Source organism: Prosthecobacter gellanilyticus (assembly GCF_007992435.1).
GTDB classification, from domain to species: Bacteria; Verrucomicrobiota; Verrucomicrobiia; order Verrucomicrobiales; family Verrucomicrobiaceae; genus Prosthecobacter; species Prosthecobacter gellanilyticus.
Genome location: NZ_BKAG01000010.1, coordinates 59,343 through 70,629, shown reverse-complemented (window position 1 = coordinate 70,629; position 11,287 = coordinate 59,343). Strand labels below are relative to the sequence as shown.

The window sequence follows — 11,287 nt, the reverse complement described above, 5'->3', positions numbered from 1 at the left end:
AATCAGCGTTCAATGGCGATGACACGGGCGGGGGAGCCATCGGAGCCGAGAATGTTCAGCGGCGCCACGACAAGCTCGACCTCGTCACGCGACAACTGGCGGAGGTTCGTGCAGTATTCAACAAAGACGACACCTGCGCCGAGCATGATTTTATGCAGGGGCGAGTCCTTGGGGCCGGTGCGGCCGTTGTCCGGGCTGTCCACCTGAGGAGTGTCCATGGCCAGCACGCGCACACCGCGCTCTACCAGCCAATGACCGGCCTCTTCGGTGATGTAGGGCTGGTCCGTGTAGTACTTCATCGTGCCCCAGTGATCGGACCAGTCGAAACGAAGGATCAGGCGCTCGGGTTTGTCATCGCCCAGACGCTGCTTGAAGTCTTCCACACCGAATTCCTGCTTGGGCAGAGTGATCGGGGTGAAGTTCAGCACGCGTGCCGGGCCGACCAGCCATTCAAGCGGGATTTTGTCGATGGTCGGGCCATTGGGAATGAAGTGGCGGGGCGCATCAATGTGGGTGCCGCAATGGGTGCCCATGGTGATCTTCCGAGTCTCGCGGTTCTCAATGCCGAAGCGGCCGAGCTGCGTGATCTCCACGACAGGATGCCAGTGGACAGGGAAGGTCGTCATGCCTTCGTGGATAGGGTAGCTGAGATCGATGATGCGCATAAGATCAAGGTTGAGGTGCCCCGGGCTGCTGGTCGGGAACGATGCCAGCCTTGGATTTTTGGTCGAATCCGAAGGAGTTGAACGGTACGATGCGCGCCGGATTGCCCACGGCCAGGCTGAAGTCTGGCATGTCACCGCTGACGACGGAATTGGCTGAAACGATGCAGTGCCTGCCGATGCGCGCGCCATTGATGAGCACCGTGTTCACGCCGAACCAACAATGATCATCAATATGGATGGGCTTGCCCAGCTCGTTGGGGCAGAGGCTGGGCGGGATGTCCGGGTTTTTATGCAGATGATTGGCGTCGGAAATATAGCAGCGGTCTGCGATGGCCACATGACGGCCGAGCACGAGCTCAAGATTCACGCTGATGAAGAAGTTGTCACCGATGGTGGAGCCATCACCAATCTTGAAACGCGGATTGCGCGTGCCGCAAAGCTCTTCGGGAATATCGAAGACTGCATCCGGATAGTGCTGACGAATCAGTGGCGGCAGGACTGAGAAATCCGTCTGCATCAGGATCTTGCCCATGCGTCCGAAGCTGACCCAGTTTCCGAGATGGATGAGCCGCGGGTTGGTGACAGAGGCTGGCGTGCGGATCTTGGCATACGAGCCGAAGTAGCCAAAGGCATCCTTCTCCGCTTCGGTGATATTGTTCTCGAACGTGCTGTTGAAAATCTGCGTGGTTTCCTGGCGCATCTTGTTCAGGCGCTCCAGTCGTGCTGCGCACTCGGCAGAATCAGCCGTGCCTTCACTGCCTGCGGAAAGCCAGCCGCTGCGCACGATCTCCACGATGATGTCACCCTTCCAGCCGGAACGCTGGCGCACCTGCTCAGTCAAACGGTCACGCAGCCGCTCGCTGCAGGTCACCCGGGGACCGCCGAACTCCGCCAGGACCACCAGCTTCTCGGGGCCGTCCTTCTCGTCCTCTGTGGTGATGGCGCGGACAGCGGCTGGATTGACCTCCGAGTCTTCGGCGGCGATGGCTTCGATATCGTGATACTCGATCATATGAGATGGATGGAATGGGGCAGGGCAGGCCTGCTGGCGGGAACGGAATAAGTGACTTCAGCAGAACTGTCTGAGGGCAGCAGGTCCAGCCTGGCCAGAAAGGTTCTCGCATAGTCATTCTTGGCCGTGGGCCGGAAGAGACCCGCGACTTTGGAGCATCCAGACGCGAGGGCATCTGCCAGCGCATGGTTTAAGATGGCATCCTCCAGCCTGCGGTTGAAAACACGGCAACTCATGACCCAGTTATCCACCTGCCACTCTTCTTGCACAAGCCGCGCCACGAGAACGGAAACGATACCATGCGCCGCGAACCGGTCTTTGAGCCGAACGGCATAGACGCGGCAGTCAGGGGCGGCGGCCATCGCCGCCAGGGCATCTTGTGTGTAGGTGGCGCCGGTGAGGTTAAACTGGTTGGTTTTTCTGAAGAGCTGTTCGATCCGGGGCAAGTCGCCCGTGGTCGCCTGGTGGATCGAGCCTTCCATTTCCAGGCTGGCCAGATGCGCTTCCAGTCCCGCGCCGGGAGTCTGGGTGAGCGTGCTGATCTGCCTGAGCGCAGCGTAACTAGCCGTGCGGCTGAAGTCCTCCTGCGTGATGTCCAGCGGCGTGAAGAGCTGTAACTCCTCAATCCTGCGCGGGAAGTAGGCGGAATCCCCGGACATTTCGATGACTGTGACTTCAGGCAGAGCCCTGCGGACTTCATCACATTCTGCGGGGTTGTCATCGACGAACACTAAGCTGTCGAGGCCGAGATTCAGATGCTTGGCGATGCTTCGGAGATTGTCGGACTTGGGTTCCCAATTGCAGACAAAGGCGGCGAATTCGTCCTTCTTCAGTGGCATCTCGGAATGGGTCTCAAACACGGCGGATGCCACGGCGGGATCATTTTTGCTGCACACGGCAAGAGCCACCCCGAGGGTGCTGAGGCGCTTCAGATAATGAGCATAGGCCGCATAAGCTTCTCCGGCGGCCGAGATGCTGCCAAAGGCTATCCCATCGACCCCGTCATCACCAATGACGCCGCCCCAGAGTGTGTTGTCGAGATCGGTGACGAGACATTTGCGCGTGCGCCCCAGCATGGATCGCAGGAGGCCTCCCAGAGCCCGGGAATAGTGATGAACTAGGGCGGGGTCAAACCCGTGCTTGGCGTGGTGGAACCAGCGCGGTTCATGCCAGTGACGCCGGCCGCAGTCAGACGTGAGTTGGTGCATGTCGAGGATGCGCACCGCGCCTCCATCGTGGGTCCAAAGCCGGTCATTGACCTCGCGGGTGAAACGCGTGGCAGACCAGGGCAGGCGGCCTTCGAGACGTCCGAGAGGAAGGTCAGCAGGCGTTTCAAAATTATGCTGGATGATCCGCACTCCATCCCGGCGGCACAGGGCCTGCCAGCGCTGGGCGCAGCCAGCCACCACCTGCTCAGCCATCTGGGCTACCAAGGCCTCGTCGGCACCAGGAGGCGGGAGTTCATGCAGATTCACGCTGCCGGTGGCGAGGATGACGATGTCTGGCGCGAAGGCATGGACCCCCGAGCTTTCGTCCAAGGGCTCGGTTTCAAAGGTGTTGTAAGGGGCCTCGTAGATTTCCGGCCACCACCCTTCTGCCAGCACCACGGCCCTGATCACTTCCCGCACTGGCTGTGTGGTGAATCCGCCCAGGATGGCGATACGCAGGCTGCGAGCTGACAGATGGCCGCGCCAGGCAGCTTCAGAAGCCGCGTTCGTCCGGTTCAACTGCTGCAGCTCGGTGAATTTGAAAGGTTCCTGAAGGGCGTCCCGCAAAGCACCTGCCGCCTGGGGTAGGTGCCCCGCGCGGAGATGCGTTTGCAGTCGTGTATGGGCTTCGGCAAAGGTCATAGGGTCCGCAGAGTGTCAAACACCAGGGCGGGGTGATGTCATTGAGGCTGTGCGGCCTCGATGAGCTCGATGAGATGTCTTTCGCGGGTGAACGCGAATTGACAGCGCCGTCCCTGAAAGGCCTCCGAGGCAAAGGCCGGCATCATGCGGCAGCCTGCCGTCTCCATGGCAGCGACTGCCGCGGCCAGATCTGGAACCTCATAGGCCACATGGTAGAAGCTGGCACCTTTCTCCAGCATCTGGGTCAGCGAGCTGCCTGGATTTGGCTGGATCAACTCGATGGCACCACCGTCTCCGGTGGTGACAAAGCATACGCGGACGCACTGTGACGCCACTTCTGTCACGGTCGAAACCGCATCCATCCCAAACAGGGCTCCATAAGTGGAGCGTGCCTTTTCGATATCAGCGACGAGGCAGCCTGTGTGATGAAAACGTGCTCCTTGGATCATGACAAACGTGGCTTGAGAAAGGCACCGTATAGCAGGGTGACCTTGTTCTTCTCGAGCTGCTCAGGAGGCATCTCCTCGGACCAGATGCCGAGTTCCTCCTCGATGTCATAGCCTGCAGCGTGGATCACCTGACGGATGTGTTCCGCGCTGGTGAAAAGGAAGATGTGATCGATCGCCGGCGCGTTCGTGGGCGTGGTGATGAAAACGCGACCGTCATCCTTCAGGAAGGTTCTCAGCCGTGCGAGCAGAGCCACGGGGTCCTCCACATGCTCCATGACCTCTCCCATCGTGATGAAGTCCATCTTCTCACCATGCTCATAGGCAAAGACATCGGCGAGCTTGAAGGCTGTGCGGGGATCGTGGGGGACGAATTCCTGAGCCATCTCAAGCGAGGCCGGGCTGATGTCCACCATGGTGAACGTCTCGCCTCCTTTGACCATGCCAAGCGCATCCGCCAGGAACATGCCGTGACCACCACCCACTTCCATGTAGTGCTTGATGCCTGCGGCACGTTTTTCCAGGCCTGAGTGGAAGAAGCGCAGCATCTTGTAGTGATGCGCCCACAGCACCTGGCTGAGCAGCAGCCCGTGCATGTAGTAGCTCATGACCTTGGGGTTTCCGTACACGCGTTCGTTCACTTCGGCGAAGGAAGTGCTGGTGTAGCGGCCTGAACGCAGGAAGCGGACGTGCTCCATGGTCACGTCAGCAATCATGTTGAGGTAGCACTTCACGGCGAACTCCAGCGTGTGGCCACGAGCTGTGAGATAGGTCTCGATCCGGTGAATGAAGGGTCCGGCAAACTCGAAATAGTCGTCTCCGAGCGCCATCAAAAAGCGCTCCAGCTTCTTGGCATGGACGGGGTTTGTCTTTGCCACTTCTTCAATGAGGCCGGTGACGGCCTGACGGCCTGAGGAGATGGGGTCGAGGGTGGCGGACATCGTCAATGAATCGGTGGTGAACAGTTGGTTGGGGAACAGGTCTGGAACGTGGGCGTTTCTGCGGGAGACGGGAGGCGAAGGGCAGGATCAGACGCCCTTTGACTCAAGAAGGGTGAGGAGGTCACCGACGCAGCCGATCTGGCCCAGTTCGGAGGTCTCAAAACGAACGTTGAAGGTATCTTCCAGCGCCATGATGAGATTGATGTGGGCGAACGAATCCCAACCCTCGACATCCTTGGCCGTCATCGTCTCGTTCAGGACGAGATCAGGAGCATTGAAGTTGTTGCGAAAGACGGGAGTGACGCGGGTGAGGAGATCGGAACGCATGAGATGGGCTGGATAGCCGGGGCACTGTCTGACGCAATCCCAAATACATCATTTTCAGCTACGGAGAGACCTGCACAGCCTCCTTCGGGGAGAGTGGGCGTCCGTGTTGTTCCACCTGCCATGCGCAGTCTGTGTCCTGGCGGGAGGGAGACAGACTTATTGGAGGATCTGGAAGACTTCCACCATCACACCGTCCGGCCCCTGAATCAGGTCCAGCAGCATCGGTTTGCTGCCGATCTCTTCCTCCATCGTGCCGGTGGAAGCCAGAGCCCCGCCGTTCGCAAAAATCCGGTCACGATCCTTTTCAAACTGCGTGACGACCATGGAAAGCACCCGGAAGCCGGGTCCGTCGAGCAGGGCGGGGGACGTCTCCCGCACGGGCAGCAGGAGCAATCTGGCCCGCCACTGGGGCATGAGGCTGGGAAACTCCAGCAGGACTGCCTCCGGCAAAGGGGGCGGCTGCTTGGAGCGGCGGAAGCCAAATCCAGCCTCCCAGAAGCGGGTGGCAGCCCCCAAATCTGTAATGCGATGCACGATGAGGCTTGGCTGGGAAGGTTCATCCGAGATCCACAGCGGGCTGGTGAGGCCGGGGACAACGATTTCCTGCACACCCGGCAAGGGGGCTGGGCGAACCTCGACCGCGTGTGAGAGCCAGTCTCCCGTGGGCAGGATGATCTGCAGAGGTGCCGAGAGGTCTGCTGGAGCGGGCTGAGTGTAGTGGATGAGTTCCAGTGGTGTGCCAGCAGGTGCATTCAGGAAGACCAGGGAAAGGTCCGGCGACGAGGTGCAAAGAAAGGGCTGCTTTCCTGGAAAGGTGGGAACGTCATGCTGCTCGAAGCGCAAGCCCCAGCCCATGGACTCAAACAAGGCGCGGTCACGGCCTGAATCCGTGCTGCCGAGAACGATGTGACTGACGCCGAGAATCATGCCTTGGCCGCGAGCAGTGCCTGAACCTCTCGATTGAGGATTTTACCAGTGCTGCCGAGCGGAAATTCAGTCACCTGCTTCAGCTTCGTCGGCACGGCAGCCTGGGCCAGGAGCTTGCGGCAGTGGGTGAGGATGTCTGACTGCTCGTCAGCGAGCAGCAGCCCGGGTTTAAGGCGGAGAGCGGCGGCCACTTCCTCGCCGTAGAAGTCATGAGGAATGCCCACGACCACGGCATCCTCAACGGACGGATGATGCAGCAGCACCTCACGGATGCCGCGAGGACTCAGGTTCTGGCCGCCGCGAATGATGAGGTCCTTCTTGCGTCCGGTGATGAAGACATTGCCTTCAGCATCAATGACTCCGATGTCACCGGTCGGGAACCATGTTTCGCCACTGAGTTCCTCCACCTGGAGCGTCTCAGCGTTCAGATAGCCATGCATGCGGCATTCAGTGCGCGCCAGCAGCTCGCCTTCGGTGTTTGCCGCTGTTTGATGGATGCCTTGCTCATCAGCGGCCACAAGCTCAACGCCGCTGAGCAGCCTGCCCACTGAGTTTTCCTTTCGTGGATGAGACGGTGTGTTGGCGCAGAGGATCAGTAACTCGGACAAGCCATAGCTCTCCATGCATTCGACGCCGTAGCGGGCTTCGAAATCCTTCTTCAGCTTCAAGGCCAGCGGCGCGGTGCCGACACAGACCGTGCGCACGTTTTCGCGGCAGTATTTATGTCCGTCTTGATCGCGGTCCATGCGCAGAAGGGAAGCCATCATGGTGGGGGAAAGCCAGAGCGTGTTCGCCGAATGGTCCTTCACGGGCTTCCAGAAGTTCAGGATCGTCTGCGCGGTAAAAGCCGGGGCAAGCACGACGCTGGAACCTGCCATGAAGGGAGACATGAGCGTGTTCAAGTAGCCGCTGCTGTAGGCCATGGGCCAGATGTGCAGGAAGCGATGTTCGGGACCGAACTGCATGGCCTCATTGAAGGCCACGGCATTGCCGAACTCTGAACGCACGAGATGCACCACGCCCTTCGGACGTCCGGTGGTGCCGGAGGTGAAGAGGATGAGCAGCGTATCGTCATCGCTGGCACCTGCGAAGGGAACGATCGAAGGATTTGTCGTGGCTTGGTCGAAGGTCCAGGCTTCATCGACATCCTCAGGATGAAAGCTGGTCTCCTGACCGAGAGCGACACGTAGTTGCTTCAAGGTGTTCAGCTTCTCAGTCGCCTGCAAAATGAGGGATCGCGTGCAGCGGGAGAAGAGCAGCAGCTTGGCTCCGCTGTGCTGAAGGATGTAACTGACGTCATCCGTGTGCAGCGCCTGGTTCACCGGCACCGCCACAGCACCGATGAAGAGGCAGCTAAAATACAGGGCAGCAAACTCGGCTGAGTTCGCGAGCACCAGCGCGACGCGGTCGCCCTTGCTGATGCCGTGGCTCTTCAGCAGGGCTGCACCACGCAGGCCCCACTCATGAATCTTGGCGAAGGTCCACGAGCGACCTGTCATCGATTCGATCAAGAACACCCGGTCTCGATTCTCTTCGAAGACGCTGCGGATGCGGTTAACGAGCGTGGTCTGCGACATGAAGACGGGTTGATTAGTTTTTCTCCGCCATGGAGGAGATGCGTGAGGCGAGGATGCTCTGGCCAGCCGCTTCGATCTTGTTTTGCAGCCACTTCAGTGCCGAGGCCGTCTTGCTGAAGGTGAGATTCACCAGGGTGATGAAGTCCACTTCCTGCGCGCGGTTTTGCACGGCCTGATCTTCGCTGAGAAGCGTCACGAACTGGTCGCGAGTGACCATGTAGCGCTCCAAAATCTTCTGCACGAGTTTCGCCTTCGGCTGACGCGTGTTGTCACCCGTGAGGTAGATGTTCACGGCTGGATTGAGCGCTTCAAAGGCGGCTGGATCCAGCGGGCGCAGGCGGTAGTTAAGACGGCTGTGCGTGCGCTCATGACGGGCGAGTTCGAGGAGTTCCTTGAGATCGCGGTCGATGAGTTGGAGGAACTGCTTGGCCAGCGTTTCCATGTAAGGGCCTTCTTCGCTCGCCTCCTGCAGGAACCAGTTGGTGCCCTGCACGTCCTTGTTGAATCCGGCGAACTCGAGGAAGGTGGCTGAATCGAATCCGGCAAGGCGCAGCACGGCGGCGAGCTCAATGACGGAGAGCGTGCGCTCATCCATGCGCGACAGCAGGTAACCCGCCATGGCGGCGGCACCGGCAGGCTCCGGCTTCCGCGAATGCTGCATGATGTAGCGGACGCGTTCCTCGGCACTCATGCTGGCAAACGCTGGCTGGCTGGCCGCGCGGTGCATGTCATCCGCATAGATCAAAGCCTGCGCGATGGGGTTCAGCGTGTGCGTGGCCGGGTGGAAAGTCTCCTTGCCCATGAAAGGGCCATTGCAGAGCAAGCTCTCCTTGAGAATGGAATAACAACGATTGCCGTTGGCATAGGAGCTGGAACCCAGGCCGACGTAAGCGGTGCCACGTCCGGAGAGATGTCTTTCGACGACGACGCCAAGCAACTGTGCGAGTGACTGGAGGTTCGCGAGGTCAAAGACGCCGTGAATGCGGGTCGGCAGATCTTTACCAAGCTGCTGACGGTTGAGGAATGTGTCGATGGCTGGGAAGGTTGCCTTCAGGTCAGCGCGGATGGAAGGGCTGAGCTTCTGAGGCTCGCGCAGTTCAAGGTCGGCGAGCACGGCAGCGGCGAGAGCAGCGCCGATGGAGGCCTGGTTCCAGGTGCTGATGGCGGCGGTGTCATTCCTCGGGATGGTTTCATCCAGCATCACAAGATAACCTGCCATGAGGCCGAAGAGGCCGCCCTCCACGCCACCGCGGACGACGATGCGGTTGCCTTCGATGCTGCATCCGAGGGAGCGCAGGGTATAACGAACTTTTTCGTCGGCGAGGAGCTGCTCGGTGGTGCAGCGGCGCTCACGAGCCACATCGCCTAACGAATTGGCTAGCAAATTTTGCAGCTCGTCCGAGCTCTGCGGGTTGGTGGGGAAGAAATAACCGCCGGAATCGAGCGCATCCTTCAGCGCGCCTGGGTCACGCTGCTTGCGGTTGATGTAGGTGTGCAGAACCGTGAGTGGAGGCTGCTCGGTCTCCAGGGAGCGCAGGTGCTCCGTCTTCTCCGCGTTCATGAAGTCAGCCTGCTCGTCCGGGCACCAGATGATCAGCCAGCCTTCGTCATCGTTGAGCACGGTGAAGTGTTTGCCGGCCAGAGTCACTGGCTTCTTCTGCATGAAGCGCAGTGCCTCATGGAGGGAAATGCCCATGTTGGAAGAGGTGGAGCAGACGATGGGGCGTGCGCCGTAGACTTTCCAGATGGCGAGGGCTTCGAGATCGAGCGTGGCGATCTCGGCATCGCTGACAGCTTCGATCTCAGCTTCGGTGAAGATGGCGGTGCGGCCATCATTAAGCTTGGTTTTGCGGGAGCGCAGGAAGGCCAACGCATCGGCCTTGAGGGAAGCTTTGTCAGCCTTCTGGAGACGGCGGAGTTCCTTGAGAATGTGCTCACCGAGCAGGCCGAGACCGTTGAAGCACTTCACGCAACTACCGTAGTCCTTCCAGCCGCGCAGAAAGCGCATGCGGCGGCCCACGGCGAGTCCAGCCAGGGGCGCATCGAAGATCAGATTGTCATGCGAAGCATCATAGGGCAGCAGACCGGCCTGGGGCGGCACACGGGTGATCACACCCAGCTTGCGGGCCAGATGCACCGTGAAAATCGCCAGGTCCATGGGTTGGAGGGCCTCAGGGTCAGGGTGCTTGCCAAAAATGACAAAACCCTGCTCGGCGGCGACGGAATCATCCAGGCCAGGAACAGTGGTATGCAGATAAAAGGACTTCGACATGTGAGAAATTAGCGGGAGAGGGCGGCGGAAAGCTGTTCCAGGGCCAAAAACTGGGCGGCGGCGGCCGGGGAGACATTCCGAGAGCGGGCAACTTGGAGCATTCTGGTGGCAGTGGCAATCATTCGCGTGTCCAGACGGCTGCGGGCTTCCTCAGCCGACCAGAGGGCTCCGCCCCGGTTTTGAGCCCATTCGAAGTGGCTCATGGTGATTCCCCCGGCGTTTGCCACCACATCCGGGATGATTTCGATGCCCTTGGAGGTCACAATTTCCTCCGCATCAGGGCTGATCGGAGCATTGGCGATTTCCAGGATCATCCGGCATTGCAGGCGCGCGGCGATCTCTGCCGTGATCTGATTGGCCGTGGCCGCAGGGATGATGATGTCTGCCTTCACGGCCAGAACTTCCGAGGCGGCCAAGGCCTGGGCTCCGGGAAGACTGAGGCTGGAGATACCGCGTCCGGCTTCGCGTGCTTCCCAGATGGCTTCGGCATCCAGGCCAGCTTCCGCGTGAAGACCGCTTGTCGAGTCGCTCGCTGCCACCAGACGCAGTCCGTTCGCCTGCAAAACGCGAGCGAGGTGTCCGCCAGCGCTGCCATAGCCCTGCACGGCGAAGGTCAGGCCTTCAGCCGCCAGTCGACGCTCCTCCAGAACCAGGCGCAGCACATTCCAGGCTCCGCGTGCGGTGGCGCCGGGACGACCGGGAATGCCGCCAAGCGCGGGTGGCTTGCCATTGATGGCTCCCGGGATGCAGGCACGCCGGGTCATGTTAAACTGGTCCGCCATCCAGCCCATGGTCTTGGCATCCGTGCCGAGGTCGGGAGAGAGGATGTCCACATCTGGGCCAACTTCCTCACCGAGGGCATTCAGATAGCCACGGGCGAGCTGCTCAACCTCGCGTGACGAGAGTTTTTTGGGATCGACGCAGACACCGCCAGCGGCGCCGCCATGAGGCAGGCCGTTGACGGCGCATTTTAGCAGCAGGCGGAAGGCTAGTCCGGTCAGGTCTTCCTCATTGGTCGCCGGATGGAAGCGCACACCGCCTTTCGTCGGACCAAAGCAGTCGGAGTAGCGCAGCCGCCAGCCAGTGAAGATGCGCAGGCTGCCATCATCCATCCGCACGGGAAGGTTGAAACGGCGCACCGCTTTCGGCAGGGAGAGGCGCAGCTTGATGTCTTCAGAAAGGCCGGATGCGGCCAGGGCGGAGGCAAAGCGGGCTCCGCCCAGCTTCTGGAAGATAGGATCGATCGATTCAGGCATGACTAACAAACTTT

The 11,287-nt window shown here is 60.2% G+C and carries 10 protein-coding genes; all 10 read right to left on the bottom strand.

Annotated features, from left to right (window positions below; all coding sequences use genetic code 11):
• Positions 1-2: 2 nt before the first annotated feature.
• Complete coding sequence (locus BGE01nite_RS08865; protein WP_146850086.1) at positions 3-665, bottom strand: cyclase family protein; 663 nt, start codon at positions 663-665, stop codon at positions 3-5.
• Between the two features lie 4 nt (positions 666-669).
• Entirely contained in the window at positions 670-1,677 is a 1,008-nt protein-coding gene (locus BGE01nite_RS08860; RefSeq protein ID WP_146850085.1) for an acyltransferase, read from the bottom strand.
• Entirely contained in the window at positions 1,674-3,527 is a 1,854-nt protein-coding gene (locus tag BGE01nite_RS08855; protein WP_146850084.1) for an HAD-IIIC family phosphatase, read from the bottom strand. The genes BGE01nite_RS08860 and BGE01nite_RS08855 overlap by 4 nt, the downstream gene beginning before the upstream one ends.
• Before the next feature lie 38 nt (positions 3,528-3,565).
• On the bottom strand, positions 3,566-3,976 hold the full coding sequence (locus BGE01nite_RS08850; protein WP_146850083.1) for a VOC family protein: 411 nt from the start codon (positions 3,974-3,976) through the stop codon (positions 3,566-3,568).
• A complete protein-coding gene (locus BGE01nite_RS08845; RefSeq protein WP_146850082.1) occupies positions 3,973-4,914 on the bottom strand; it encodes a class I SAM-dependent methyltransferase in 942 nt (313 codons plus the stop codon). The genes BGE01nite_RS08850 and BGE01nite_RS08845 overlap by 4 nt, the downstream gene beginning before the upstream one ends.
• Before the next feature lie 87 nt (positions 4,915-5,001).
• On the bottom strand, positions 5,002-5,241 hold the full coding sequence (locus BGE01nite_RS08840; protein ID WP_146850081.1) for an acyl carrier protein: 240 nt from the start codon (positions 5,239-5,241) through the stop codon (positions 5,002-5,004).
• Positions 5,242-5,397: 156 nt separating this feature from the next.
• A complete protein-coding gene (locus BGE01nite_RS08835; RefSeq protein ID WP_146850080.1) occupies positions 5,398-6,168 on the bottom strand; it encodes a VOC family protein in 771 nt (256 codons plus the stop codon).
• Positions 6,165-7,745, bottom strand: a complete 1,581-nt coding sequence (locus BGE01nite_RS08830; RefSeq protein WP_146850079.1) for a class I adenylate-forming enzyme family protein — start codon at positions 7,743-7,745, stop codon at positions 6,165-6,167. Before BGE01nite_RS08830 ends, BGE01nite_RS08835 begins: the two co-directional genes overlap by 4 nt.
• Positions 7,746-7,758: 13 nt before the next feature.
• Entirely contained in the window at positions 7,759-10,017 is a 2,259-nt protein-coding gene (locus BGE01nite_RS08825; protein ID WP_146850078.1) for a hypothetical protein, read from the bottom strand.
• 8 nt (positions 10,018-10,025) lie between these two features.
• Positions 10,026-11,273, bottom strand: coding sequence for a Glu/Leu/Phe/Val family dehydrogenase (locus BGE01nite_RS08820; protein ID WP_146850077.1), 1,248 nt, complete (start codon positions 11,271-11,273; stop codon positions 10,026-10,028).
• Positions 11,274-11,287 lie beyond the last annotated feature (14 nt).

What these genes read in the sequence shown, in the direction of transcription:
- BGE01nite_RS08865 (WP_146850086.1), bottom strand. Translation starts at nt 665, where the DNA reads ATGCGCATCATCGATCTCAGCTACCCTATCCACGAAGGCATGACGACC.
- BGE01nite_RS08860 (WP_146850085.1), bottom strand. Translation starts at nt 1,677, where the DNA reads ATGATCGAGTATCACGATATCGAAGCCATCGCCGCCGAAGACTCGGAG.
- BGE01nite_RS08855 (WP_146850084.1), bottom strand. Translation starts at nt 3,527, where the DNA reads ATGACCTTTGCCGAAGCCCATACACGACTGCAAACGCATCTCCGCGCG.
- BGE01nite_RS08850 (WP_146850083.1), bottom strand. Translation starts at nt 3,976, where the DNA reads ATGATCCAAGGAGCACGTTTTCATCACACAGGCTGCCTCGTCGCTGAT.
- BGE01nite_RS08845 (WP_146850082.1), bottom strand. Translation starts at nt 4,914, where the DNA reads ATGTCCGCCACCCTCGACCCCATCTCCTCAGGCCGTCAGGCCGTCACC.
- BGE01nite_RS08840 (WP_146850081.1), bottom strand. Translation starts at nt 5,241, where the DNA reads ATGCGTTCCGATCTCCTCACCCGCGTCACTCCCGTCTTTCGCAACAAC.
- BGE01nite_RS08835 (WP_146850080.1), bottom strand. Translation starts at nt 6,168, where the DNA reads ATGATTCTCGGCGTCAGTCACATCGTTCTCGGCAGCACGGATTCAGGC.
- BGE01nite_RS08830 (WP_146850079.1), bottom strand. Translation starts at nt 7,745, where the DNA reads ATGTCGCAGACCACGCTCGTTAACCGCATCCGCAGCGTCTTCGAAGAG.
- BGE01nite_RS08825 (WP_146850078.1), bottom strand. Translation starts at nt 10,017, where the DNA reads ATGTCGAAGTCCTTTTATCTGCATACCACTGTTCCTGGCCTGGATGAT.
- BGE01nite_RS08820 (WP_146850077.1), bottom strand. Translation starts at nt 11,273, where the DNA reads ATGCCTGAATCGATCGATCCTATCTTCCAGAAGCTGGGCGGAGCCCGC.